The sequence below is a fragment of the Oleiagrimonas sp. C23AA genome (assembly GCF_011759385.1).
Taxonomy (GTDB): Bacteria; Pseudomonadota; Gammaproteobacteria; order Xanthomonadales; family Rhodanobacteraceae; genus Oleiagrimonas.
The window spans coordinates 337,132-364,063 of the sequence record NZ_JAARLY010000001.1 but is presented as its reverse complement, the minus strand read 5'-3'; the positions used below and the strand labels follow the sequence as shown (position 1 = coordinate 364,063).

The window sequence follows — 26,932 nt, the reverse complement described above, 5'->3', positions numbered from 1 at the left end:
TCCTGCGCGTGTCTTACCAGTCCCACATGCTGCCGTCTTCCAGCCGCGCCACGGGCAGCTGCTTGGGCGAGTACGGATATTTGGCGGCCAGCTTTTCATCGATCTGGACACCATGGCCCGGCGTGTCACCGACATGCAGGCGACCGTCCTGGAAATGGTAGTCGTGCGGAAACACGTCGTTGATGGGGTCGGTGTGGAACATGTATTCCTGGATACCGAAATTGGGCACCCAAGTGTCAAAGTGCAGCGCCGCGCCCATGGTGACCGGCGACAGGTCCGTCGCACCATGAAAGCCGGTGCGCACCGAATGCAGGGCGGCAAAATCGGCAAGCCGGCGCAGATGGGTGATGCCGCCGCCGTGCACGATGGTGGTGCGGATGTAGTCGATCAGCTGATTCTCGATCAGGTACTTGCAATCCCAGATGGCATTGAACACCTCGCCCACGGCCAGCGGCGTGGTCGAATGCTGGCGAATCAGCTCGAACGACTTCTGGTTTTCCGCCGGCGTCGCATCTTCCAGCCAGAACAGGCGATAGGGCTCCAGATCCTTGGCCAGGCGCGCGGCCTCGATGGGCGTCATGCGGTGATGCCCATCGTGCAGCAGGTGCACCTCGTTGCCATGTTCGGCGCGAATGCGCTCGAACAGCTTGGGCGCTGTTTCCATATAGCGTGGTGTATTCCACGCCGTTTCCAGCGGCAGTTCGGTCTCGGCCGGCTCGTACGGCTTGCCCGCGGTGGAGACGCCATAGGCCTTCTTCACACCCGGTACGCCGCACTGCGCACGCACCGCCAGGAAGCCCTTTTCGATGTACGCGCCGACCTCGTCGCAGGCCTCGCTGATGTCACGGCCATTGGCATGCGCGTAGACCAGCGCACCTTCGCGCGAACGTCCGCCCAGCAACTGGTAAATCGGCATGCCGGCCATCTTGCCCAGGATGTCCCACAGCGCCACGTCCACGGCGGCGATGGCGGTCATGGTCACCGGCCCGCGGCGCCAGTACGCGCCGCGGTAGAAAAACTGCCAGATATCCTCGATTCGCCCCGCATCGCGACCGATCAAATTCGGCACCAGGTGATCCTGGAGATACGATGCCACGGCCAGCTCACGGCCGTTGAGTGTGGCGTCGCCAAGGCCGGTGATGCCCGATCGCGTGGTGATTTTCAACGTGACGAAATTGCGCCCGGGACAGGTGACAATTACCTTGGCGTCGACGATCTCACGGTCGCGCGCCGAACCCTGCGCGTCGGTTCTGGGGGAAGAAGCCTCTTTCATCGGACACGTGCTCTGCTGATGGAGAAAAGACAAAGCCCCGGCGCCAAGCGGGAGGAACGAAAGCGGGCGCCGGGGTGGAGAAAGCGATTGAAGAAACGCGGCAGGTCTTCAGCCGGCGGCTGCTGCGCAGCATGCGAGGGCTGCAGGTTTTGCACGGCCGTGCCGGCATTGAGCCATCCGCGTCCACCGAGAGCGCATTCACGTGCACGGTCAAAACCTTGCACAGGCTCGTGCGAACTTTCCGTTAACGCTACCATGCGTAGCCTGAAGGTCATGAAGCGGCGATCCTGCGACAATGATGTGCGTATCGATAACAGCGATAGCCATCGCGTACCCGGTTGGGGCCGGGGCTGATCGCCTGCACTGCCGGACTTAGACAAGGGACGCCTGTGGCAACGGCTAAGAAATCGGGACGTCGCAAGGGGCGTGCCACCACCATCGATGAAGTCGCGACGCTGGCCAATGTGTCGCCGATGACGGTCTCTCGGGTCATCAACGGCAACGGCAACGTGCGCGACACCACGCGCGAACGGGTCATGCAGGCGGTGGAAAAGCTTGGCTATACGCCCAACCTGGCGGCCAGCTCGCTGGCGGCGGCCAAGACCGCCCGCATCGCGCTGATCTACACCAACCCCAGTGCCGCCTACCTGCGCGAATTGCTGGTTGGCGCCCTTCGCGGCACCGCGCAAACGGCCGTGCAGTTGGTCATCGAGGCCTGGGACGACTTGAGCGCCGAAGGCAAGCGAAGCTCCGCGCGGACGCTGGCCAAGAGCGTGGCCGGCGTGATCCTGCCGCCGCCGCTGTGCGAATCCAAGACCGTGGTCACCGAGCTGGTCAACGCCGGCATTCCGGTGGTGTCGATCGCCTCGGGCTGGAGCAGCGAGGCGATCTCGCGGGTACGCATTGACGACTTCCGCGCCGGTAAGGAGATCACCGAGCAGCTTATCGCGCAGGGACACACCCGCATCGGCCACATCAAGGGCCACCCCAACCTCAGCGCCAGCGCACGCCGCTTCGAGGGCTTTCAGGCCGCACTGGACGAAGCCGGCCTGAAGCTGGACAAGACGCTGGTACAACAGGGCTACTTCACCTATCGCTCCGGTCTGGAAGCGGCGGAGAAGCTGCTGGCGCGCAAGCGTCCGCCCAGCGCGATCTTCGCCGCCAACGACGACATGGCCGCGGCGGTGGTCTCGGTCGCCCACCGCCAGGGGCTGGATGTGCCGGGTGATCTGTCGGTGGTGGGCTTTGATGACACCTCGGCCGCGACCACCGTCTGGCCGGAACTGACCACTGTGCATCAGCCGATCGCCTCGATGGCCGAATCGGCCATCGACATCCTGATGCGCAATATCGGCCGCAAGGACAACGAAGTGCGCACGGTGGTCGATCATGTGGTGGGCCACACGCTGGTCAAGCGCGACTCGGTGGCCAAGCCGCGCGCCGCCGGCAAGCGCTCGGCCGACGACTGAGCGGCAGCGACCGACACGCTCTGCGTGACGGTCGCCCATGGCTGCGATGAGGGCCGCACCGGTGCGCATCAGCCGTCCATGTGCTCCAGTTCCTTGCCCTTGGTCTCGTGCACGAACTTGAGCACGAACACCACCGACAGCAGCGCGGCCAGTGTGTACAGGCCGTAGGCTGCGGCCAGGCCCAGACCGGCCAGAAGAATCGGGAAGGTGATGGTGATCAGGAAGTTGGCTATCCACTGCACCGCACCGGCGGCGGCCAGTGCCGAGCCGCGGATCTGGTTGGGGAACATCTCGCCCAGCATCACCCACATCACCGGGCCCCAGGACATGTTGAAGCACACCACGTAGGCATTGGCCGCCACCAGCGCCAGCACGCCGATGCCGCCGCTCAGCGCGACCTGTCCATGCGTGCCGGTGTGGGCGGTGGAAAACGCATAGGCCACCAGCGCCAGCGTGATCGCCATGCCCACCGAGCCGCCCCATAGCAGCGGCTTGCGACCGACCCGATCGATCATCAGCATGGCGCCGATACAGGCGGCGATGCTCAGCGCGCCGGAAAAGACATTGATCAGCAGCGCATCGGCCTCGGAAAAGCCCACCGCCTGCCACAGCACGGCACCGTAGTAGAACACCACATTGATACCGACCAATTGCTGGAATGCGGCAAGGCCGATTCCGACCCAGACGATCGGGCGCACGCGCCGGCGCTGGCGATCGATCAGATCGGAAAAGCGCGGTCGATGCTGGTCGGAGGCGAGCGAAGCGCGGATCTCATCGAATTTGGCTTGCCCGCTGCGTGGACCATAAAGCCGCTTGAGCACCGCCAGCGCCACCGACTCGTGGCCCTTGGCCACCAGGTAGCGCGGGCTTTCCGGAATGAACATCAACGCCACCAGGAACGGTATCGCCGGCACCAGCTCCATCCAGAACATCCAGCGCCAGGCGTCGTAACCCAGCCACAGCGGCTGCGTCGAGGCGCCGGCAAAACGCGCCAGCAGATAATTGCTCAGGAAAGCGGCGAACAGCCCGAAGATGATCGCGATCTGCTGCACGCTGGCCAGCCGGCCGCGATAGCGCGCCAGCGATACTTCACTGATATAGGCCGGCGACATCACGCTGGCCGCGCCCACCGCCAGGCCGCCGATGATGCGATAGACCACAAACTCGGCCGACGAGGTGGAAATGCCCGATCCCCACGCCGAGATGATGAAGCAGGCCGCGGCCACGATCAGCACGCTGCGACGGCCGTAGTAGTCGGCCAGGCGCCCGGCGAAGAACGCGCCGACCGCGCAGCCGAGCAGCATCGAGGCGACATTGAAGCCGGTGCCCACCGAGTTGGAATGAAAGGCCTGCTGCAGGCCGTCGACGGTGCCGTTGATCACGCCGCTGTCAAAGCCGAACAGGAAGCCGCCAATGGTGGCCACCAGGCTGATCAGCACGATGAATGCCGTGTTCTCCTCGCTATGGTGCGTCGCGTTTGCAACGTCCATATCCCCTCCCTTGTATGTGCAACCGTGTCGTTGTGATTGTTGTGCGACACGGGCCGCGGCGCCCCTGTGACACCGCGGCCCCAGTGGTCATCAGCGGACCAGGTAACGGTTGATCAGGTTCTCGTAGGCTTCCTGACGGCCGCTGGTCTGCTTGGGCTCGCCGGCGGCCTCGGCGTGATCGCGCAGGTCAGCCAGCGACAGCTCGCCGTTCTCGAAGCGCTGACCGTTGCCCTGGTCGAAGCTGGCATAACGCTCGCCACGCCAACCCTCTAGCGGCGAGCTTTCGATCAGCGCATGGGCCACCTCAAGACCACGCGCGAATGCATCCATGCCGCCGATGTGGGCAAGGAACAGGTCCGCCGGATCGGTCGACTCGCGACGCACCTTGGCGTCGAAGTTGAGGCCACCCGCGCCCAGGCCACCGTTGCGCAGCAGCACCAGCATGGCGCCCACGGTGTCGTACAGATTCACCGGGAACTGGTCGGTATCCCAGCCGTTCTGCGGATTGCCCATGTTGGCGTCGATGCTGCCCAGCAGACCGGCGTCGGCCGCCACCTGCAGGTCGTGCTCGAAGGTGTGCCCGGCCAGCGTGGCGTGATTGCCCTCGATGTTGAGCTTGAAGTCCTTGTCCAGCCCGTGCTCGCGCAGGAACGCCGCCGAGGTGGCCGCATCGAAATCGTACTGATGCTTCATCGGCTCCATCGGCTTGGGCTCGATCAGGAATGAACCCTCGAAACCGATGCTGCGGCCGTAATCGCGCGCCATGGTCAGGAAGCGACCCATGTGCGCCAGCTCGCGCTTCATGTCGGTGTTGTACAGCGAGGCATAACCTTCACGCCCGCCCCAGAACACATAGTTCTCGCCGCCCAGCTCCACCGTGGCCTCGATCATTGCCTTGACCTGCACCGCGGCGCGCGCGACGACGTTGAAGTCCGGATTGGTGGCCGCGCCATTCATGTAGCGCGGATGGCTGAACAGGTTGGCCGTACCCCACAGCAGCTTCATGCCGGTGGCCTGCTGGCGCTCCTTGGCCAGGCCCACCATGTGTTTGAGGTTGCGCTCGAACTGGCCCACATCGTCGGCGTCCGGCGCCATGTCCACGTCGTGGAAGCAGTAGTACGGCACACCCAGCTTGGTGAAGAACTCGAACGCGGCGTCGATCTTGGCCTCGGCGTTGGCCATCGGCGCGCCGACCTGATCCCACGGATAGTGGCGCGTGCCGGGGCCGAACGGATCGTGGCCGGCATTACAGAAGCTGTGCCAGTAGCAAACCGCAAAGCGCAGATGCTCGGCCATGGTTTTGCCACCGATGCGCTTGTCGGCATCGTAGACCTTGAACGCCAGCGGGTTGTCCGACTCGCGTCCTTCAAACGGGATGGTGCCAATGCCGGGGAAAAATTCCCGGGCGCCAATGAAGGCTTGCGTGCTCATCTGCAGCTCCTTGTTGCGTGCTTCATGGGAATGCGTCATGCCGTGTACAGAGGACGCACGACGTCAAGTTGATCGAGAAAACGCTGGTACGGCGCGCGGTAGGCCTGCACGCGTGCGCTGTCGGGGTGGGCGGTGCGGCTGGTATCCAGGCGTACATGCTCGGCGACCAGATCCGGTAGCGAGATGTCATCGCCCTGCCCGCGCCGGTACGACCACAACGCCTGCAGTGCGGCACCGAAGGCGCCACCTTCGGCCAGCTCCGGCACCTCCACTGGCAGGTTGAAGATGTCGGCCACCATCTGCCGCCAGGCCGCGCTGTTGGCGCCGCCGCCGGTCAGCACGATGCTGTCGAAGGTCATGCCGGCGCGGACGAAAGCGTCGTAGCCATAGCGGATGCTGTAAGTGGCGCCTTCCATCGCCGCGCGATAGACATTGGCCTGGCTGGCGTTGGTCAGATCCATGCCGCTCAGCGAGGCCTTGCCGCGCGGTAGATTGGGCACGCGTTCGCCACTGAAGAACGGCAGCATGGTCAGGCCGCCGGCGCCAGGCTTGCTGGCGGTGATGCGCGCATCACCATCGCGGCTGGAAAAACCGAACATGTCGGCCACCGTTTCGGTGGCCACCGTGCAGTTCATGGTGCAGATCAGCGGCAGCCAGCCACCGGACGAGGAACAGAACGCCGCCCAGGCGCCATCTTCGTCCACCACTGGCGTATCGGCATAGGCAAACAGCGTGCCCGAGGTCCCCAGGCTCATCGCCAGGCGCCCCGGCACCACCGCGCCGGTACCGATCGCCGCCATCATGTTGTCGCCACCGCCGACGGCGACCACGGCCTGCGCGCCCAACCCGAGCTCGCCAGCCACGTCGGCGCGCACGGCAAAAGTGCGGCCCAGCTCGACAATCGGCGGCAGGCAAGCCTTGAGGTCGCGATCGGGGTCGGTAGCCTGCAGCAAGGCATCGGACCACTGACGCGTGCGCACATCCAGCCAGCCGGTGCCGGAGGCATCGCCGTACTCGCAGAAATATTCGCCGGTAAGGAAGAAGTTGAGGTAATCGTGCGGCAGCAGGATGTGCGCCAGCTCGGCATACACCTCGGGGCGATGTGTCCTTGTCCACGGCAGCTTGGATGCCGTATAGCCCGGCATGATGGGGTTGCCGGCCAGCTCGATGCAGCGATCGACACCGCCAACGGCCTGCATGATCTGCTCGCACTCATCGCTGGTGCTGGTGTCACACCAAAGCTTCACGGGCGCCAGCACCTCGCCCTCGGCATCCAGCGGCACGAAGCCGTGTTGCTGACCAGACACGGCCAATGCCGTCACCTGCGCCTTGAGCGCCGCGTCGATCTCGGCAAAACAGCGGCGCAAGGCCTGCACCCAGTCGTCAGCGCGCTGCTCACGCACGCCGCCCTCGGCGCTCATCAGCGTCAGCGGTGCCGAGGCGCTGGCCACCATGCGCCGGTGGTCCGGATCATAGATGACCACCTTCAGGCCCTGCGTTCCCAGATCAATGCCCGCGACCAGGCTCATGCGCCCCTCCTCCTGCTTTTGCATACATGTTCATCAACGCTCTCCGTGTGGCCAATGCAACTGGGCATTTCATGACCGATCAGCATGATGTTAGCGCTAACAAATTTGTCTATGAAAAAAGGCGCGAACATCCAGGAAATTCTGCACCTTGCTCATGGCGTGCCCCGCGTTCAACGTCACGGCGCACGGTATTTGGTTACCCCTACTCTACCAGCATCTGCGAAAAAGCCATGCTGCAGCGCGGAATGACGGAGCGGCCGTCAGCGCGGGCAACGCCACGGGTGCTTCTCGCGCTCACGTCCCGGTTCGACCATGTTGCAGGGCACGCAAACCGACCGAGACGCCAAGGGGCGAATCGAAGCCACGCGAGTTATCCGATTTGCTAGAATCGGTCGCTCGCGGCTCCGTAGCTCAGCTGGATAGAGCGTCCCCCTCCTAAGGGGAAGGTCGCAGGTTCGAATCCTGCCGGGGTCGCCATCTCCCACCTTCGTTTGCACCACTTTTGTGCACTGCGACGGGCGGTTTCGGACAGCTCTGTTAGACTTGATCGTTTCGCGTGGTGCGCCACGCCCAACGTTGTGAAGCAGGAGATTCCATGTCCCACGAGGTTCTCAAGGCACTGGGCCTTTCCGACGTCAATTCCGGTACTTATCTGGGCAATGGCGAGTGGTCCAAGACCACCGACGCCGGCACCATCGAGGTGACCAACCCCTCGACCGGCAAGGTCATTGCCAAGGTGCACGCCTCCAGCCAGGCTGACTACGACATCATCATCGAGCGCGCGCAGAAGGCCTTCCAGACCTGGCGCACGACGCCGGCGCCGCAGCGCGGTGAAGCGGTGCGCCTGTGCGGCGAAGCGCTGCGCAAGTACAAGGATGAGCTGGGCACCCTGGTCAGCCTGGAGAACGGCAAGATCAAGCCCGAGGGCGACGGTGAAGTGCAGGAGATGATCGATATCGCCGACTTCGCCGTGGGCCAGAGCCGCATGCTGTACGGCTACACCATGCACTCGGAACGTCCGGGTCACCGCATGTACGAGCAGTACCAGCCGCTGGGCCTGGTCGGCATCATCTCGGCCTTCAACTTCCCGGTCGCGGTGTGGGCCTGGAACGCCATGCTGGCCGCCGCCTGCGGTGACATCTGCATCTGGAAGCCGTCGCCGAAGACGCCGCTGACCGCCATCGCGACGATGAAGATCTGCAACGAGGCGTTGAAGGACGCCGGTTTCCCGGAGATCTTCTATCTGTTCAACGATGCCGGCACCGAGCTGGCGCAGCAGTTCGTCGATGACAAGCGCGTGGCGCTGATGAGCTTCACCGGCTCCACCGCCGTGGGCCGCAAGGTCGGCGTGCGCGTGGCCGAGCGCATGGGTCGCTCGCTGCTGGAGCTGGGCGGCAACAACGCCATGATCGTGGACGAGACCGCCGACCTGAAGCTGGCCATTCCGGCCATTGCCTTTGGTGCCGTCGGTACCGCCGGCCAGCGCTGCACCAGCACGCGCCGCCTGATCGTGCACGAGTCGATTGCCGAAGAAGTGACCGAGAAGCTGGTCAAGGCCTACAAGCAGGTCGAGACCAAGATCGGCGCGGCTACCGATGCCGGTACGCTGATGGGCCCTTTGATCGACCCGGCCTCGGTGGACAAGTACCTGGCGATGATCGAGAAGGCCAAGGCCGCCGGCGGCAAGGTCGCCACGGGTGGCGCCAAGGCCGAGGGCAAGGGCAGCGAGCACTTCGTGCTGCCGACCATCATCACTGGCCTCAAAAACAGCGATGAAGTGGTGCAGACCGAGACCTTCGCGCCGATCCTGTACGTGTTGCCGTACAAGACCCTGGACGAAGCCCTGGCCATGCAGAACGACGTGCCGCAGGGCCTGAGCTCGGCCATCTTCACGCTGAACATGCGCCACGCCGAGCAGTTCCTGTCGGCCACAGGTTCCGACTGCGGCATCGCCAACGTCAACATCGGCACCTCCGGCGCCGAGATCGGCGGCGCCTTCGGTGGCGAGAAGGAAACCGGCGGCGGCCGCGAGTCAGGCTCGGACGCCTGGAAGGCCTACATGCGTCGTCAGACCAACACCATCAACTGGTCCGATGCGCTGCCGCTGGCCCAGGGCATCAAGTTCGACATCTAAGGCGCTTGCATCCATTTGAAGACGCCTTCAAGGGCGGGTCCGGTTTCCGGGCCCGCCCTTTTTCTTGCGACCTTGGTCGGAAACGATGTGGCGTCTTGGCGAACAGTCAGCCCGTGCCGGGTATGCTTGGGCGTCCCCCGGTTGGAGCAGCAGGCTACGATGAGCACCACCTTCCCCACCTTTGATTTTTCCGATTACCGCGTCGTGATTGCCGGCGGCAGCAAGGGCATCGGCCGCGCCATGGCCCTGGCCTTTGCCCAGGCCGGCGCTGCGGTATCGATCTGCGCCCGCGGCACCGAAGCGCTGGAGGCGACCGGCAAGGAACTGGCCGAGACCGGCGCCAAGGTGCATGTGGCGCGCTGCGACCTGGCCAACGCCGACAGCGTGGCACGTTATATCGAACATGCCGCCGATGCCCTGGGTGGCATCGACGTGCTGGTCAACAACGGCAGCGGCTTTGGCTTCAGTGACGACGAGGACAGCTGGCAGCGTGGGCTGTCGGTGGACGTACTGGCGCCGGTGCGCGCCTCGCGTCATGCCCTGCCCTGGCTGAAAGCCTCGGCGCACGCCAGCATCCTTAACATCGTCTCGATTGCCGCCTTGCGCCCGCGTGGCGGTGGCGCGCCGTACGCCGCGGTGAAGGCAGCCATGACCTCGTACACCAGCTCGCAGGCGCTGGCCCTGGCCAGCGATGGCATCCGCGTCAACGCCATTGCGCCGGGCTCGATCAAGTTTCCGGGCGGACTGTGGGAAGAGCGCGAACAAAACGCGCCCGAGGTGCACGATCGCACGCTGGCCAACATCCCGTTTGGTCGCTTTGGCGAGCCAGAGGAAATTGCCGGACCGGCGCTGTTCCTGGCCTCGCCGCTGGCTGGCTGGATCACTGGACACACGCTGGTGGTCGACGGCGGCCAGATGCTCAACGGCTGATCGCCATGACTGACGCCAAGCCGCTTGCGTTGAAGGAAACCGAGCGCTTCTCGCGCCGGGTCGAGGACTACGTGCGTTATCGCCCGTCCTATCCGGCACGGCTGCCGCACTGGCTGCATCGCGATGCCGGCGTGGCACCAGACGCGCTGATTGCCGACATCGGCGCCGGCACCGGCATTTCCACGGAAATGTTTCTTTCGGCCGGGCACGAAGTGACCGCCGTGGAACCCAACGCGGCCATGCGCGAGGCCGCCGATGCCTGGCTGGAGGCACGTCCCGGCTATCGCAGCGTCGCTGGTCAGGCCGAAGCCACCGGCCTGGCCGACGCCAGCGTGGACGTGGTCACCGCGGCACAGGCCTTTCACTGGTTCGACCAGCAGGCGGTGCGTCGCGAATGGCGACGCATCCTCAAACCCGGCGGCGTGGCCGCGGTGTTCTGGAACAGCCGACGCCTGAGCGGCACGCCCTTTCTGGACGGCTACGAGGCGCTGCTGCAACGCTTTGGCACCGACTACGCCGCCGTGGCCGAACGCTACGCCAGCGACGAGGCCATGCAAGCCTGGTTTGGCCAGGGCCTGATCGCGCGCACGCGCTTTGAGTACGTGCAATCGATGGTTTTTGACGCCCTGGCAGGGCGCCTGCGATCGTCCCCTTACGCGCCGCCGCCCGATCACCACGACCATGCACCGATGATGGCCGCCTTGCGCGAGCTGTTCGACGCCTGCGCCGAGCGCGATCGCGTGGCCATGGTCTACGACACACGTATTTTTGTCGGCACGCCTTAAGCGCCACGCAAAGACAAGCCGCCGACAAACATGGGATCATGTGCGGTTGTTGAGCCATGTTTCCCGGTGCGTCGGTCACTGACCGTCAGGCGACGCCACACGCGTACCGGGCCCGATTGAGCATCTGCATGAACACATACGCGCTGCTGCGCCCGCTGCTGTTTGCGCTGGACCCCGAACACGCGCACGAAATGACGCTGGACCTGCTGGAAACCGGGCACCGCATGGGCCTGGGCCGACAGAAGGTGGCCGCCGCGCCGGTCCAGGCATTCGGGCTGTCGTTTCCCAACCCGGTGGGCCTGGCGGCTGGCCTGGACAAGAACGGTGCGCATGTCGACGCGCTGGCCGCGCTGGGTTTTGGCTTCCTGGAAGTGGGCACGGTCACGCCCCGCCCGCAGCCGGGCAATCCGCGACCGCGCCTGTTCCGGCTGCCCGAGCACCGCGCCATCATCAACCGCTTCGGCTTCAACAACGACGGCGTCGATGCACTGGTGCACAACGTCGGGCGCGCGCGTTTTGGCGGCGTGCTCGGCATCAATATCGGCAAGAACAAGACCACGCCCAACGAGCACGCGGTCGACGACTATCAGTACTGCCTGGAGCGCGTCTACGCCGCGGCCAGCTATGTCACCGTCAACATCTCCTCGCCGAACACGCAGGGGCTGCGTGACCTGCAGCAGGGCGACGCACTCAAGCGCCTGCTGGGCCGCTTGCGCGAGGAACAGGAGCGCCTGGGCGCGCTGCATGGACGCCGCCCGATGCTGCTGAAGATGGCGCCGGATGTCGACGAAGCCGGCATGGACGCGATGGCGCAAACCCTGGTCGACCTGCGCGTGGACGGGCTGATCTGCACCAACACCACGCTCGATCGCCAGATCGTGCGCGACCATGTGCACGGCAACGAAGCCGGCGGTCTTTCCGGCGCGCCGCTGACCCAGCGCGCCACCGAGGTGCTGGCCGGCATGGCGCAGCGCCTGGAAGGCAGCGTGCCGCTGGTCGGCGTCGGCGGCATCATGAGCGGCCGCGATGCGCTGGCCAAGCGCCAGGCCGGTGCCTCGCTGGTACAACTTTATTCCGGACTGGTCTATGCCGGTCCGTCCCTTATCGACGACTGCGTACGCGCCTGGCGCGGCGCCTGAACTTTCCAGGCCTGACATGACCCAGCCTCCGGTAGACATGGGCGGCTATCTGCTCACCGACAACGCGCCACTCAAGGGCCGCAACACGCTGCGTGTGGATGCACGCGCGCGGCTGCTGGCCGAGATCCGCGACCCCACCGCCCTGCCCGGCCTGCTGGCCCAGCCGGCTGTGGCCGCTGGCGACATTCTGGTGCTGGGCGAAGGCAGCAATGTGCTGTTCGCCGGTGATGTCGATGCCACGGTACTGGCCATGGCCACCCAGGGCGTGGAGATGTTCGAAGATGCCGAGCGTCCGCGCCTGCGTGTGGCGGCCGGCGAGCGCTGGGACGATTTTGTGCGCTGGAGCCTCGCTCGAGGCTACCCGGGCCTGGAAAACCTGATCATGATTCCCGGCACGGTCGGCGCCGCACCGATCCAGAATATTGGCGCCTACGGCGTGGAAGTGGCGGAATTTGTCGACATGGTCGAGGCTTGGGACACGCAGGCCGGCGCCTTTGTCGAGCTGTCCACGGCCGACTGCGCGTTCGGCTACCGCGATTCGCTGTTCAAGCGTCAGCCGGATCGTTTCATTGTCACCGCGGTGACCTTCGGCCTGCCTCGCGATCGTGCGCCGAACTTGAGCTACGCCGGCATCGGCGATGAGCTCAAAAAAATGGGCATTGCCAAGCCCGCACCGATTCACATCGCTGAAGCCGTGGTCAGCCTGCGCACGCGCAAGTTGCCGGATCCGGCGGTGATCGGCAATGCCGGCAGCTTTTTCAAGAATCCGTGGGTGCCCAAGGCGCAGGCCCAGGCGCTGCAAACCGAGCATCCGCAGATGCCGGTGTGGCCGGCCAGCGACACCCTCGCCAAGCTCTCGGCCGGATGGCTGATCGACGCCTGCGGTCTGAAAGGGGCACGCGACGGCGATGCCGGCATCTCCAACCGCCACGCGCTGGTGCTGGTTAATCATGGCATCGCCAGCGGCGCCGAGCTTTGGGCCTTCGCGCAAAAGGTGCAGCGCAGCGTCGGCGAACGCTTCGGCGTGACGCTGGAGCCGGAGCCGCGAGTACTGGGCCACACGAGCTGAACGGCTGTCCTCAGCCCTATGCCATTGGTTGACTAGGCGCGCCCGCAAAGCGCGCCTAGCATGGACACTCCAGGCGAAGGATGCGCCGACCACACGCTGATCGATCTCCGCGCGGCGGTCTGTGCACTTGAGCACCAGCCACCCATGGGGATTTTCATCATGCGCAATTGCTTCAAGCCACTGGCTCTGGCCATGGCCCTGTCGGGCCTGCTGGCCACGACCGCTCCCGCTGCGGCCGCCAAGGCGCCGGTTAAGACCCGGAATCATGTCCTGCGCGCCACGCTGAACAACGGCCTGCGCGTAGTGATTGTGCGCGACACGCTGGCGCCCATGGTGACCACGCAGATCACCTACCTGGCCGGCGGCTTCGAGACGCCCAGAGGCTTTCCCGGCACGGCACACGCGCTGGAACACATGATGTTCCGCGATTCCAAAGGCATGACCGGCGCCCAGCTCAACGAAATGACCGGCAAGATGGGCGGCGAGAACAATGCCTTCACCACCATGGATGCCACGCAGTACTACTTTGTGGCGCCGGCCGCCTACACCGATGTGCTGCTGCATATCGAAGCGGCACGCATGGAAGGTGCCAAGCTGACCAACAAGGATTGGAACCTGGAAAAAGGCGCCATCGAGCAGGAAGTCTCGCGCGATATTTCCGACCCCGGTTACCTGGCCTTCCAGCAGGCCGAGCGCACGCTTTACGCCGGCACCGGATATGCCGAGGATGCGCTGGGCTCGCGTCCATCGTTCGACAAGACCGACTCGAAGATCCTGACCGGCTTCTACCGGCACTGGTACGCCCCGAACAACGCCATTTTCGTGATCGTGGGCGATGTCGACCCGGCCAGCACCTTGCAAAAGGTCAAGCAGCTGTTCGGGGATATTCCCGAGCGCCCCACACCCAAGCGCACGCCGGTGAAGCTTGCCAAGGTTAAGTCCACCACCATCACCAAGACCACTCCCGACGCCACCGGCGCGGTGCAATTCATGTACCGCCTGCCTGGCCTCAAGGCGACCGATGCCGCCGCGGCCCAGGTCCTGATGGACGCCCTGGGCAACCCGCGCAGCGGCCTGTCGAAGCTGGCGGCCGACGGCAAGGTGCTCAGCGCCGACACCTGGGCGCAGAACTTCAGCCGCGGCGCCATCGGCGTGGTCGAGGTCGGCGTACCCAAGGACGGCGACGCCGGCGATGCCCGCCAGGCCATGAATCAGGTCATCGAGCGCATCCGCCAGCACGGTGTACCGGCTGATCTGGTCGCCGCCGCCAAGCGCGCGGAGCTGGCCCAGTCCGAGTTCAACAAGAACAGCTCCGTGGATCTGGCCAGCGCCTGGTCGCAGGCACTGGCCTGGCAAGGGCTGGATTCGCCCGCCGCGGCCGATGCGCAGATCCGCAAGGTCACCGTGGCCGACGTCGACCGCGTGGCACGCCAGTATCTGACCCCGGACGCCCGCGTCACCGTGGTGCTGACGCCCAACCCCAATGGCAAGCGCCCGCCGCAGAGCGCCGGCTTTGGCGGCAGCGAGTCGTTCGCCAGCAACGACAAGCTGGATGTACCGCTGCCCAGTTGGGCCGAGCACGCGCTCAAGCAGCTGAAGATGCCGCACTGGACGCTCGACCCGACCACCATGAAGCTGGCCAACGGCATCACCCTGATCGTGCAGCCCGAGCATGTCAGCAAGACCGTCACCGTCTATGGCCAGATCGATCAGAACGAAAACCTGCAGGCGCCCAAGGGACAAAAAGGTGTCAGCCGCGTGCTGTCCTCGCTGTTCGACTACGGCACCACCCACTTAGATCGCGATGCCTTCCACAAGGCGCTGGATGCCATCGCTGCCCGCGAGTCGGCCGGTCCCAGCTTCTCGCTGGCGGTGCCGGTGCAGCATTTTGACCGCGGCATGCAGCTGCTGGCCGACAACGAGTTGCACCCGGCCCTGCCGGCATCGGCGTTCACCATCAAGCAGCACTCCATCGCGCGCGAGCTGGCCGGGCAGATGCAATCGCCGCGCTACAAGATGAACCGCGCGCTGATGAAAGGCCTGTATCCGGCGGGCGATCCGGATCTGCGCCAGGCCACACCCGCCAAGGTGAGCAAACTCACCCTGGCCAATGCCCGAAAGTATTTCGCCGACACTTACCGTCCGGACATGACCACCATCACCGTGGTCGGTGACATCACCCCAGCGCAGGCCAAACAGGTCGTGCAGAAGTACTTCGGCGCCTGGCACGCCCAAGGCCCCAAGCCGGACGTCATCAGTCCGAAGGTGCCGCTCAATCCGGCCCATTACCAGGTGGTAGCCAACCCCTACGCCTCGCAGGACACCGTGCTGATGGCGCAGACAGTGGATCTGAACCTGCACGACCCGCAGCGCTATGCACTGGAACTGGGCAACGACGTGCTTGGAGGCAACGGCTTTGCCTCGCGACTGATGGTCGATGTGCGCGTGCGCCACGGCTATGCCTATGGCGCCAGCTCCGGCCTCAATTTCGGCCGCTCGCGCAGCATGTTCTACGTCTACTATGGCAGCGACCCGGGCAAGGTCGCCAAGGTTGATGCGCTGGTACGGCAGGATCTGGGCGACATGCGCACCCAGCCGGTGAAGGCCGACGAACTGACCAACGCGCGCCAGTTCGAAATCCGCTCGATTCCGCTGCAGGTGGCCAGCGTCGACCGCATTGCCCGCTCGTTGACCCAATGGAACATCAATGGCGAGCCGCTGGACCAGCCAATGGTGGCCGCGCGCCACTATCTGAACCTCAGCGACCGGCAGGTGCAGCAGGCCTTCTCCACTTACCTGAAGCCTGATCACCTGGTGCAGGTGGTTCAGGGGCCGGCACCCGCCAAGCACTGACAAAATCTCACGGCCGGCACGCCGCATGCCGGCCGCCTTCACGCAGGCGTGAACCCCGAGCACGCGCCTTGCCCACATGCACTTCACGCCAGGTTGGCAAACCGCATGACATCTTGAGGCCGGATATTCTCCCTCGACCGGGCGAATCCAAAGACCATTCGACACGTAATGGCAGTCCGACCCTACAGTTTTATGTTGTGCATGCCGTCACAGAAAAGGCGACAGGCATCTGCAATTCACGGCACAATCGGGCTGCATCGATCAAATACTCAGGGGGGACGTGTCAGGACACGGCACCGGCCACAGTCAAATGGCCACGTGACCTCTTGGCGCATACACATGGCAGGGCAACGCATAAAGCAGCGTCTGTGGTGCGCCGCCCTGTGGTGCTGGGTACTGTTCGCGCCGATGCTCGCCTTCGCCGCCGACGCCACGGGCATGATCGGCCACTGGCGCCCCGTCACTCTCGGTGACACACCCTCGAAGGTACTGACCGACCTGAGTGCTGGGCGCCTGCAACCATTTTCGCCCGAACAGATGCAGTCCTTTGTCGATTCCCCCAAAGGGGTATGGGTGGTGCTGCAACAGCCTCCGCCATGGACCGAAAGCCGCCAGACACTCTCGATCCGCTCGATGCCGTTCGCGCCGGTGACCCTGTATCCGCATGACGGCAGCGCCGCGTACACCAATGCACTGAACAATTTCAGCGCTCCCGAACATGGTTTTGACAGGGTCGTGTTTCGACTCCCGGCCGACCGGCTGGGCAATGAACCCATATTGCTGAAGTTGGGCGGCGGTGCGGCGCTGCCCACGCCGGTCAGTTTCTCGCTGGATTCCAACGCCAACTTTGCACTGCACAACCAACGCTGGCTGACCCTGGCCAGTCTATGCTTCGGTGGCATGCTGGCCATGGCCTTCATGGGGTTATGCTTTTCACTGATGCTGCGCGATAGCGCCTTCGCCTGGTATGCCGGATACATCGTGGCCTACTGCGTGCTTCAGGCAGTGCAGACCGGCTTTCTTTACCATCCGCTTGGCCTGGCGAGCCTGGCCGACTTGCCGCTGACCATCGGCAACGTTGCGCTGGCCATTGCCATGGCCTGCTCGTGCATGTTCATGCTGGGATTCTGCCAGGTCCGCGAACACTCGCGGCTGGCGTACGTCCTCATCCTGGCACTGGCCATCTACACCGTGGTGGTTGCCCTGGCTCGCGCCAGCGGCCTGCCCGGTGTCGACGGCATTGCCCAAGCGCTGCTCAACCCCCTGTTGATCATCGGTTCGCTGCTGATGCTCCTGGTATCGCTGTTCACCGGGATTCGCGGCTCGCGCTCGGCCTGGTACTTTCTCGCCGGCTGGACGCCGCTGCTGGTGCTGACCGCCATGGCCAGCGCGCAGGCCGGTGGCGCGATGCCGTCGCTGGTATGGCTGAACGATGCCGGTATACCCGCTGGCGCCATCGAGGCCCTGATTCTTTCCGCCGGCCTTGCCGACCGCGCACTGACCCTGCGCCACGACCGCGACCGGGCTCGGGCACTGGCCGACAAGGACCCGTTGACCGGTGTGCTCAATCGGCGAGCCTGGATTCTGGCCGTGCAGCAACGCCTGAAGCAGGTGCCCATGCGCCCACAATCGCTGCTGTTCCTGGACCTTGACCACTTCAAGACCCTCAATGATCGCCGTGGTCATGGCGCCGGCGACAAGGCCCTGATCGCCGTGGCCGAGGCACTGCGCGTGGAGCTGCGTCCGACCGACCTGCTCGGCCGCTATGGTGGCGAAGAATTCGTGGTACTGCTGGACGGTGCCGATCGCGTCAACGCAACGCATATCGCGATACGGCTGCGCCGCCGCGTCCACCGCCTGGAAATTCCCATTGATGCCGAACGCGACACCAAGCTGCTGCTCACCATCAGCATCGGTGTGGCCCAGGCGCGAGAGGACGACACCATCGATACGCTGGTGCACCGGGCCGACACAGCCATGTACACCGCCAAGGCCGATGGCCGTAATCGCGTGGTCAGCGAGCTGGAGCTGCGCGGCAAGGTGCTGGATGGCCCGCGCCTGACCGGCCCCGATGACGACCTACCCGGCTCGGCCCCGAATCGTGACCTGCGCGCGACGCTGACCTCGCTGCCCACACGCACCGCTCAGGCGGGGCGTACCGGTAACCGACAGCCGGCCAGCGACGAAAACGAGGCTTGAGTTCCGCCTGAGCGCGCTGTTCAGGCAGGTACCTGCGCACAAAAAACGCGGTCCCTGGACCGCGTTTTTCCCGGGTCACTGCTTGAACGCCGGCTCAGCGACGTGACTTGGCAATCAGGCGCAGCAGCTCCATGTACAGCCAGACCAGCGTCACCATGAGCGCGAAGGCACCATACCACTCCATCTGCTTGGGCGCGCCCTGAGCACTGGCGCGCTCGATCATGTCAAAGTCCAGCACCAGGTTTAGCGCGGCCAGCCCTACCACCAGCAGGCTGAAACCGATGCCCATGGCACCACTGCCGCTGATGAACGGGATATCGATACTGGTGAAGGCGCGCAGGCCAAGATCAAGCAGGTAGACCAGTGCAATGCCGCCGGTAGCCGCGACCACGCCCATGCGGAACTTGTCGGTCACCTTGATCAACCCCGACCGATAGGCCAGCAGCATGGCCGCCAGCACGCCCACGGTCAGCATCACCGCCTGGAACACGATATTGGGAAAACGCAGCTCCAGCATCGCCGAGATTCCGCCCAGTGCCAGGCCTTCGGCCAAGGCATAGGCCGGCGCGCTGATATGCGCCCAGCGCGGCACGAAAGCGGTCACGAGGGCCAGCACGAAGCCGGCAATCAGGCCGCCGATCATGTACGCACTGACCGCATCCATGGCCGCTGGTACGCCGCCCACGGCCAAGGCGCTGGAAAAGCGCGCCCAGGTCCAGCCGCCACTGATCACGACCAGTACCAGAAGCAGTGCCGTCTTGCCGATGGTGCCATTGATACTCATGCGCTCGCCGGAGGCGTGCGCGTTCTGGAAGGCCTTGTTTTTCCAGGCCGGATTACTCGAACGCATGGGGCTTTTCTCTCTTCCGTGCGAATAGTTGTCACGACCATGGTAACGCCGCGACGCCATCAGGTCTGTATCGGTTCATCAATTGGTCAAGTTTTATCCAGCACGGCCGATAGTCCAGCCAGGGGTGGCATACATGCCGTCAACCAAGACCCGCCCTGGCGAGGATGAGATCAATGGGTATTTCTACGAACAAAGCCCGCTTCCAAATGACCCTGAACGCACGTTTGTGGCTGGTGGTGCTGACCGTCGCCATCGGCATGCTGGGGTTGGCCGTGCTCAGCGCCTTCGAATCGCGTGCGCAGCAAATGAAGTCACTGGAAGGCAAGCTGCAGTCCCATATCGAGTCGGCCGTGGCCGTCGCCGATGCCTTCCGCAAGCGTGCCGAAGCCGGCGAGATGGATCAGGCCACCGCCGAGCGCGAAGCGCTTCGCGAGATTGGTGACCTGCGCTGGAACCACGGCAAGGGCTATATCTTCGCCTTCGACTCCAATCTGGTCCTGCGTCTGCATCCACTGCGTCCCTCCGCCGTGGGCAAGGACATCAGTCAGGACACTGACGCCAATGGCAAGCATCACTACCGCATCATGCGTGACCGGGACCGCAGCGCTGGCCACGGCCTGACCCGCTACACGCAGATCATACCCAAGACCGGCAAGGCCAAGGACAAGATCAGCTATTCGCAGCTGTACAAGCCCTGGGACTTGAACTTTGTCACTGGCGCCTATTTCGAGGACATCGATCAGGCCTTCCATCGCCAGCTGATCTATGACCTGACCCGAACCGGCTTAGTCGTGCTACTGGCGTTGCTGGTGGTCTGGCTGACCATTCGCTCGATTCGCCGCACTATCGGCGGTGAACCCGGTTATGCGGTGAGCATCGCCGAGCGCATTGCCAGTGGCGACCTGCGTGCCAGCGGTGCCGAACACGAGTACATCGAGGGCAGCCTGTTGCGAGCCCTGCACGACATGCGCCTGCGCCTGAAGGGCATCGTCACCAATGTGCAGCAGAGCAGCCAGCAGGTGTCGAGCACCGCGCAGCAGATCTCCAACGGCAACGACGACCTGTCACAACGTACCCAGGAGCAGGCTTCAAGCCTGGAGGAGACGGCCGCCTCCATGGAGGAGATCACCGCATCCGTGCGACACAATGCCAACCACGCCTCGCAAGCCGACCAGATGGCCCGTGGCGCACGCGAGCATGCCGAAGAAGGCGGCCAGGTAGTCGAACAGGCCATGTCGGCAATGGCCGACATCAGCCAGTCCAGCCACCGTATTGCTGACATTGTCGGCATGATCGACGAAATTGCCTTCCAGACCAACCTGCTGGCACTCAACGCCGCCGTCGAGGCGGCCCGTGCCGGCGAGCATGGCCGGGGCTTTGCCGTGGTCGCCTCGGAAGTGCGCCAACTGGCGCAGCGCAGCGCCTCGGCCGCCAAGGACATCAAGACCCTGATCGGCGAAAGCTCAGCGCGGGTCGAGTCCGGAAGTGAGCTGGTCGGCCGCTCGGCGCAGGCCCTGCAGACCATCGTCGCCAGCGTGCAGAAGGTGACCGACCTGGTCGCCGAAATTTCGGCCGCCAATCAGGAGCAGACCTCGGGCATCGACCAGGTCAATCGCGGCGTGATGCAGATCGACGAGGTCACTCAGCAAAACGCCGCGCTGGTCGAGCAGGTGGCCGCCGCCGCGCGATCCATGCATGAGCAGGCCGACGCTCTGGCCGAACAGATCGCCTTCTTCAAGATCGACGCCTCCGATCCCTCATCGGTGGCACGGACTACGGCGACGCAGCGCGCCACCTATACCGGGACCGAACTGGCCACCGTTTGAAAGTCCTCGCGTGCGGCCTGGCCTGGCATTTGACTCAGGTCAGGCCGCCGCATCGCGATGCTGCCTAGACTTGCCCTCTCAGGATCATTCGAGGGTTTGTCCATGCATCATGACGTCGCCATCATCGGCGCCGGCCCGGTGGGCCTTTGTCTGGCCCGCGCGCTGGCCGATCAGTCGCTGTCGGTCGCACTGATCGAGCGACAGCCGGCCAAAGCGCTGGCCGAGCCGGCCTTCGACGGTCGCGAAATTGCCCTGACCCAGGCCTCCATGCAGCAACTGCGCACGCTGGGCGTGGCCGCGCACTTCGACGACGAGGACATCTCCCCACTGCAGCGCGCGCGCATCATGAACGGCGCTGGGGAGCAGGGACTGTTCGTCGATGCGCACATGGCACGACGTCAGCAGCTGGGCCACCTGGTTCCCAACCAGGCCATTCGCCGCGCCGCCTGGACTGCCGCCCAGGCGCACCCCGATATCCACCTGCACGACGGCGTCGAGGTCACTGGCACCGGTGCCGATCACGAGCGCGGCTGGGTGCAGCTGGGCCATAGCCAACGTGTGCACGCCGATCTGGTCATCGCCGCCGACAGTCGCTTCTCCGAAACCCGGCGTGCCCGCGGCATCGGCGCGCATATGCAGGATTTCGGCAAGACCATGCTGGTGTGCCGCATGCAGCACGAAGGCGAACACGCGCACACGGCGTGGGAATGGTTCGACCATGGCCAGACATTGGCCCTGCTGCCGCTGGCCGAGCATCACGCCTCCATCGTGCTGACCGTGCCCGACATGCAAGCGCAGGCGCTGCTGGAGATGGACGAGGCTGATTTCAACGCCGATATGCGCCGCCGCTTCGCCGACCGGCTTGGCGCCATGACGCTGCAAAGCAGCCGTCACGCCTACCCTTTGGTGGGCACTTACGCGCATCGATTTGTCGCACCACGGCTGGCGCTGGTGGGCGATGCCGCGGTGGGCATGCATCCGGTCACCGCACATGGTTTCAATTTCGGTCTGGCCAGCGTGCGCCGTCTTGGCGATAGCCTGCGTCAGGCATTGGCACGCGGCACGGATCTGGCCGACCCCACGCTGCTGGCGCGCTACCAGCATCGTCACCGCCTGGGCACCTGGCCGCTGTATCAGGTGACCCGCGGCATCGTCGGCCTGTATACCGACGAACGCGCACCGGCACGCGCCATGCGCGAAGGCCTTCTGCGACTCAGCCAACGCGTGACACCGTTCCGAAGCGCCTTGGCGCATCTGCTGGTCGACGACGGCGAGCGCGGCGTGCTGGGCCGCGTCGGCAGCAAGGGGCGTGAGAGGCTTGGCGCCCTGCTGCCGCGGCGGCGTGCGGTCGACTAGGCCAGCTCGCCGGCCGCCCGCACCACGTCGTCTTCGCCCGGCAACACGGTCAGTGCGGCGCCGGCCAGCGGTGTGAAGGTATCGGCGCCGACCACGCGCCGCAGTGGCGTGGCGCCGAAGCCGCCTTCGGCCATCGCGGTGATGATGCCCTCGCCAACCCCGGCGCTGCGCCGACCCTCGTCGAGCACGATCACGCGCTGCGCCGAGCGCACCTGCTCGACGACAAACGCTTCATTGAGCGGCACCAGCCAGCGCAGGTCGACCACGCGCACCTTCCAACTGTGCTCGGCTTCGATACGCCGCGCCGCGCGCAGCCCCATCGGCACGCCATTGCCGAAGGTGAGGATGACCAGATCGTCACCCTCGCCGTAGATGCGGCCTTCGCCAGGGGGCATGGCGGTGCCGGGCGCCGGATAATCAAACTGCCAGGCGCCATCGCCGGCCTCGTAAAGATCCTTGGTCATGTACAGCGCGATCGGCTCCAGGAACGCACACACGCGACCGTCCACCTTGGCCAACGCCATCAGCGTGCGCAGCATCGAAGCGGCATCGTCACCGCGTGACGGACAACCGACGATCAGGCCTGGGATATCGCGCAAGGCGGTAATCGAGTTGTCATTGTGGAAATGCCCGCCAAAGCCCTTCTGGTAACCCAGGCTGGCCACGCGCATGACCAGCGGATTGCGGTACTGGTCATTGGAGAAGAACTGCAGGCTGGCTGCCTCGCCGCGAATCTGGTCGCAGGCATTGTGGAAATAGGCCAGATACTGGATCTCGGGGATCGGCAGCATGCCCATGTTGGCGTAGCCCTGGGCCAGGCCAAGAATGGTGGTTTCATCGAGCAGCGTATTGAACACGCGCGCGCCCTTGAAGGCCTTGTTGAGGCCACGGGTCACCGTATATACGCCGCCCTTCTGCGCCACGTCCTCGCCAAACAGCAGCGACTCGGGGTACTTGGCCATCACATCGTGCAGCGCCTGATTGATCTGGATGGCCAGATGCCGGGGCGGCTGGCGCTCGGGCAGCTTGTCGGCGCCGCCGAACACGCGCTCGCGCTCGTCGGCATAATCGGCGCGCTCGGCCTCGGCCTTTACGGCCTCGGGGGTATACGGGGCCAGCGGCTTGATGACCTCTTCCAGCGAAACGAGTTTGGGCCGTGTATCGGCGGCCTCGGCGGCCTCGAAACAGCGCTGGCGGGTGGCTTCGTACAGCGCCAGCAATTCATCCTGGCTGTAGAGCCCTGCCGAAAGCGCGATATCGGCCGAACGCAGCAGCGGATCGGACGCCTCCAGCTCGACCAGCTCCTCGATCGAGCGCCATTCGATCTCGAAATCGGTACCGGCGTGGCCCATCAGACGCGTGGTGCGCAGATGCAGGAAGGTGGGTCGGCGCGTGCGCCGGCAGTGCTCGACCGCACGCTGCACGTCAGCGTAACCACCGGCCAGATCCAGACCGTCGGCGTAGAAATAATCCAGGTTCGACCGCTGGCTGAAATTGGCCGCCACCCAGTCGCGCGGCGTCTTCACCGAAATGCCGATGCCGTTGTCCTCGCAGATGAAAAGCACCGGCGCCGGCAGGCCCTGATAAGCGCTCCATGCCGCCGCGTTGAACGCGCTCTGCGCGGTAGCGTGGTTGGACGAGGCATCACCAAACGAGCACAGAGCGATGGAATCGTCCGGAATGGGCAGCGTATGGCCGATGCGTCGCGCCTGGCCGATCGCCACCGCGGTGCCAAAGGCCTTGGGCAGGTGCGAGGCAATGGTCGAAGTCTGCGGCAACACCCACAACGGCTTGCTGCCCCAGACCTTGTGCCGCCCGCCGGAAGCGGGATCTTCGCTGGAGGCGGCGAACGACAGCGCCGAATCCATCACCGGGTCACGTGGTTTGCCATCGGTGCCCGGCAGTTTGCGAAAGCGCTCGGCCATGAAGCCACCGGAGCGATAATGCAGGAAGGCCGGGTCGGTATGCCGCGTGGCGCGCGCGACCATGGCGTTGCCTTCGTGGCCGGACGAACCGATGGTGTAGAACACCTTGTTTTTGACGCGCAGCACGCGTGCCATCAGGTCCAGATGGCGACTGATCAGCTGCGATTCGAACAGTTCGCGAAAACCGGCCACATCCAGCGCGCTGTCTTCGCTCACCGGGGCGTCCTCAGATGACCGCTGGCGCACCTTGCCGTGCCACTGGCGCACGAATTCGGTGAAGTTGGTATCGACGATGTCGGCGCGGTTGAAGCCCTTGTGGCGGGCGGCGATGGGTCGCTTGCTTGCGGTCATGTCGTACCAGTTTCGAAAAAGAGGAATGTCCACGCGCACCAGCGCGCGCGTCAGTCAGGAATCGGGCGACGTGGGCCACAAGCGCATCAAGGCACCGGCGGCGCCATAGGCCGGGTCAGCCCCCGGGTGCGGCACGTTGGCGATCTGCGCTCGTTGCCTGGCCATGCCGCCGCCAGCACGATGCATGTCCACCCCGGCTCCGCGCGGATACGCGCCGACGGCAACAAAATCGGCGCTCGCCTCCAGCCCGCGGTGCGCGGTACCGGCGGGCAGCACCAGCACATCGCCGGCGGTCAGTTCCACATCAATACCGTCCTCACCACCCAGGCGCACGCGTGCCGACCCGGCGGCGATGCCAAACGCCTCGTGGGCGCTGGCGTGATAGTGGTGATACGGGTAGATGCCCGCGCGCCATTGCGCCGGCCAGTCATGCGCCCGGAAGCGGGCCTCGAACGCTGCGGCCAGATCAGCCGTGCTTACCGGCAGCACCTGGCGGTAAAGCAGCAACGGATAGCGCGGGTGATTGGGTACATCCCGACCTGGCGCCAGTTGCAGCGCATGGGGAAGCACGTCGTTCATGGGCGAGCAGCCTGCCAGTCGCGGCGAGACTGCGACCACAACTCCACCTCGGTGCCAGCGAATGGCTCGGGCATGTCGACCCGTTGCCGGCACTGTGAACCCAGGCGCGTGGCAACGGCCCGGGAGGCATCGTGCCCAGGCGGAATGTAGTGCACCACCTCGTCCACCTGCAGGTGCGCAAACGCCCAGTCCCGCGCCGCGCCGGCAGCCTCCAAGGCATAGCCACGACGCTGGAAGCGGCGCGCGATACACCAACCCACTTCCAGCCCGGCCCAACCTTCCGGCTGCCAGGCGCCGGTGGTGCCGATCCACTGCCGACTCTCGCGCTCGATGATCGAAAACAACGAGTGCCCCTGCACGACCCAGGCGCCGACCGCGGCGATGAAATGCCGCCAGGCCTGGGCGCGCGATCTGGCGCCGCCCATGAAGGCCATGGCCACCGGGTCGGCCTGAAACGCCGCCCACGCCTCAAAATCCTGCGCTGTCGGCGGGCGCAGAACCAGACGTTCGGTATCGATGCGTGGCGCCGGCATGGCGATCTCAGAACGCGTTGATGCCGGTCAGCTCGCGGCCCACCACCAGCTGATGCACGGTCTCGGTACCCTCGTAGGTGATCACCGATTCCAGATTCAGCGCATGGCGAATGGCCGCGTGCTCAGTGGTGATACCGGCGCCGCCCAAGATGTCACGGCACTCGCGAGCCGCATCCAGTGCCATGCGCACGTTGTTCCACTTGGCCAGGCTGACCTGCGTCGGTGCCAGCTTGCCGGCATCCTTCAGGCGACCCAGCTGTAGTGACAGCATCTGCGCCGAGGTGATACGCCGGGCAATATCGGCCAGCTTCAACTGCACGGCCTGGTTGGCGGCCAGCGGGCGACCGAACAGCATGCGCTCGGCGGTGTAGTCCAGCGCCTCCTTGAGGCAGGCCTGCGCGGCACCGATGGGGCCCCAGGTAATGCCGTAGCGAGCCTGGGTCAGGCAGCCAAGCGGCCCCTTCAGGCCCTTCACGCTGGGTAGGCGCTGGCTGTCGGGAATGCGCACGTCATCAAAATACAGCGCGCTGGTCACCGAGGCGCGCAGGCTCATCTTCTTGTGCACTTCCTGCGCACTGAAGCCCTTGCTGTCGGTCGGCACGATGAAGCCCTGGATGCCATCGTCGGTCTGTGCCCAGACAATGGCGATGTGCGCCAGATTGCCGTTGGTGATCCACATCTTGGCGCCATTGATGACCCAGTCGCCGCCATCGCGCTTGGCATGGGTCTTCATGTTGGACGGGTCCGAACCGCCGTGCGGCTCGGTCAGGCCGAAGCAGCCAATCACCTCGCCGGTAGCCATCTTCGGCAAGTACTGGCGCTTCTGCTCCTCGCTGCCATAGGCGTAGATCGGGTACATGCACAGCGAGCTTTGCACCGAGGCGAAGCTGCGCAGGCCCGAGTCGCCACGCTCCAGCTCCTGGCAGATCAGGCCGTAGCTGACCCCGCTCATGCCGGCGCAGCCGTATTCCTCGGGGATGGTGGCGCCAAGCAGGCCCAGCCCGGCGATCTCGGGGATCAGCTCGGACGGAAAACGGCCCTGGTCGAAACAGTCGCCGATGATCGGCAGCACCTTCTCATCGACAAAGCGCCCCACGGTGTCCTGCACCATGCGCTCCTCGTCGGTCAGCAGCGCGCGAACGTTGTACAGGTCCAGCGGATCGAGCCGTGCAGCCATGCGTCATTCCCATTCGATGTATGCCGAGCGCGCC

At 65.0% G+C, this 26,932-nt stretch carries 19 protein-coding genes and 1 tRNA gene; 11 read left to right on the top strand and 9 right to left on the bottom strand.

The window, feature by feature from the left end; all coding sequences use genetic code 11:
- Window positions 1-13: 13 nt before the first annotated feature.
- Window positions 14-1,273 (bottom strand): D-mannonate dehydratase ManD, encoded by a 1,260-nt coding sequence (manD, locus tag HBF24_RS01560; protein ID WP_167167898.1) that lies wholly within the window; start codon window positions 1,271-1,273, stop codon window positions 14-16.
- Window positions 1,274-1,662: 389 nt separating this feature from the next.
- Here manD and HBF24_RS01555 point away from each other — a divergent pair, with 389 nt between their 5' ends.
- Window positions 1,663-2,742, top strand: coding sequence for a LacI family DNA-binding transcriptional regulator (locus HBF24_RS01555; protein ID WP_167167895.1), 1,080 nt, complete (start codon window positions 1,663-1,665; stop codon window positions 2,740-2,742).
- 68 nt (window positions 2,743-2,810) lie between these two features.
- Here HBF24_RS01555 and HBF24_RS01550 read toward each other — a convergent pair whose 3' ends face one another.
- The 3 genes from HBF24_RS01550 to xylB form a co-directional block, all read right to left on the bottom strand.
- Complete coding sequence (locus HBF24_RS01550) at window positions 2,811-4,232, bottom strand: sugar porter family MFS transporter (protein ID WP_167167892.1); 1,422 nt, start codon at window positions 4,230-4,232, stop codon at window positions 2,811-2,813.
- Window positions 4,233-4,322: 90 nt separating this feature from the next.
- Entirely contained in the window at window positions 4,323-5,663 is a 1,341-nt protein-coding gene (xylA, locus tag HBF24_RS01545) for a xylose isomerase (RefSeq protein WP_167167889.1), read from the bottom strand.
- Window positions 5,664-5,698: 35 nt separating this feature from the next.
- Window positions 5,699-7,192 carry a xylulokinase gene (gene xylB / locus HBF24_RS01540; RefSeq protein ID WP_167167886.1) on the bottom strand — a complete coding sequence of 498 codons (1,494 nt, stop codon included), beginning with the start codon at window positions 7,190-7,192 and terminating at the stop codon, window positions 5,699-5,701.
- A 400-nt stretch (window positions 7,193-7,592) separates the two neighbouring features.
- On the opposite strand from xylB, the gene HBF24_RS01535 reads away from it, so the two are divergent.
- The 8 genes from HBF24_RS01535 (at window position 7,593) to HBF24_RS01500 (ending at window position 18,301) form a co-directional block, all read left to right on the top strand.
- Window positions 7,593-7,669: transfer RNA gene (locus tag HBF24_RS01535), tRNA-Arg, on the top strand.
- Window positions 7,670-7,787: 118 nt separating this feature from the next.
- The gene (locus HBF24_RS01530) at window positions 7,788-9,326 is read left to right on the top strand and encodes an aldehyde dehydrogenase family protein (RefSeq protein ID WP_167167883.1); all 1,539 of its coding nucleotides are present in this window, start codon (window positions 7,788-7,790) and stop codon (window positions 9,324-9,326) included.
- A 159-nt stretch (window positions 9,327-9,485) separates the two neighbouring features.
- The gene (locus HBF24_RS01525; protein WP_167167880.1) at window positions 9,486-10,256 is read left to right on the top strand and encodes an SDR family NAD(P)-dependent oxidoreductase; all 771 of its coding nucleotides are present in this window, start codon (window positions 9,486-9,488) and stop codon (window positions 10,254-10,256) included.
- A gap of 5 nt (window positions 10,257-10,261) precedes the next feature.
- Window positions 10,262-11,041, top strand: coding sequence for a class I SAM-dependent methyltransferase (locus HBF24_RS01520; protein ID WP_167167877.1), 780 nt, complete (start codon window positions 10,262-10,264; stop codon window positions 11,039-11,041).
- Window positions 11,042-11,169: 128 nt separating this feature from the next.
- Window positions 11,170-12,180, top strand: coding sequence for a quinone-dependent dihydroorotate dehydrogenase (locus tag HBF24_RS01515; protein WP_167167873.1), 1,011 nt, complete (start codon window positions 11,170-11,172; stop codon window positions 12,178-12,180).
- 37 nt (window positions 12,181-12,217) lie between these two features.
- A complete protein-coding gene (gene murB / locus HBF24_RS01510) occupies window positions 12,218-13,249 on the top strand; it encodes a UDP-N-acetylmuramate dehydrogenase (RefSeq protein ID WP_167168738.1) in 1,032 nt (343 codons plus the stop codon).
- Between the two features lie 159 nt (window positions 13,250-13,408).
- Window positions 13,409-16,102, top strand: coding sequence for a pitrilysin family protein (locus tag HBF24_RS01505; protein ID WP_167167870.1), 2,694 nt, complete (start codon window positions 13,409-13,411; stop codon window positions 16,100-16,102).
- Between the two features lie 339 nt (window positions 16,103-16,441).
- On the top strand, window positions 16,442-18,301 hold the full coding sequence (locus tag HBF24_RS01500; protein WP_167167867.1) for a diguanylate cyclase: 1,860 nt from the start codon (window positions 16,442-16,444) through the stop codon (window positions 18,299-18,301).
- 94 nt (window positions 18,302-18,395) lie between these two features.
- Here HBF24_RS01500 and HBF24_RS01495 read toward each other — a convergent pair whose 3' ends face one another.
- Window positions 18,396-19,151, bottom strand: a complete 756-nt coding sequence (locus HBF24_RS01495; protein ID WP_167167864.1) for a Bax inhibitor-1/YccA family protein — start codon at window positions 19,149-19,151, stop codon at window positions 18,396-18,398.
- Between the two features lie 206 nt (window positions 19,152-19,357).
- On the opposite strand from HBF24_RS01495, the gene HBF24_RS01490 reads away from it, so the two are divergent.
- Entirely contained in the window at window positions 19,358-20,977 is a 1,620-nt protein-coding gene (locus tag HBF24_RS01490) for a methyl-accepting chemotaxis protein (protein WP_167167861.1), read from the top strand.
- A 102-nt stretch (window positions 20,978-21,079) separates the two neighbouring features.
- Window positions 21,080-22,333 (top strand): 5-demethoxyubiquinol-8 5-hydroxylase UbiM, encoded by a 1,254-nt coding sequence (gene ubiM, locus HBF24_RS01485; RefSeq protein ID WP_167167858.1) that lies wholly within the window; start codon window positions 21,080-21,082, stop codon window positions 22,331-22,333.
- Here ubiM and HBF24_RS01480 read toward each other — a convergent pair.
- Genes HBF24_RS01480 through HBF24_RS01465 form a run of 4 tightly spaced genes read right to left on the bottom strand, consistent with a single transcriptional unit; the run spans window position 22,330 to window position 26,898 of the window.
- Window positions 22,330-24,609, bottom strand: coding sequence for a thiamine pyrophosphate-dependent enzyme (locus HBF24_RS01480; RefSeq protein WP_167167855.1), 2,280 nt, complete (start codon window positions 24,607-24,609; stop codon window positions 22,330-22,332). The genes ubiM and HBF24_RS01480 overlap by 4 nt on opposite strands.
- Before the next feature lie 54 nt (window positions 24,610-24,663).
- Window positions 24,664-25,188 (bottom strand): cupin domain-containing protein, encoded by a 525-nt coding sequence (locus HBF24_RS01475; RefSeq protein ID WP_167167852.1) that lies wholly within the window; start codon window positions 25,186-25,188, stop codon window positions 24,664-24,666.
- Window positions 25,185-25,721 carry a GNAT family N-acetyltransferase gene (locus HBF24_RS01470; protein WP_206064116.1) on the bottom strand — a complete coding sequence of 179 codons (537 nt, stop codon included), beginning with the start codon at window positions 25,719-25,721 and terminating at the stop codon, window positions 25,185-25,187. Before HBF24_RS01470 ends, HBF24_RS01475 begins: the two co-directional genes overlap by 4 nt.
- 7 nt (window positions 25,722-25,728) lie before the next feature.
- Window positions 25,729-26,898, bottom strand: coding sequence for an acyl-CoA dehydrogenase family protein (locus HBF24_RS01465; RefSeq protein ID WP_167167849.1), 1,170 nt, complete (start codon window positions 26,896-26,898; stop codon window positions 25,729-25,731).
- Window positions 26,899-26,932: the final 34 nt, after the last annotated feature.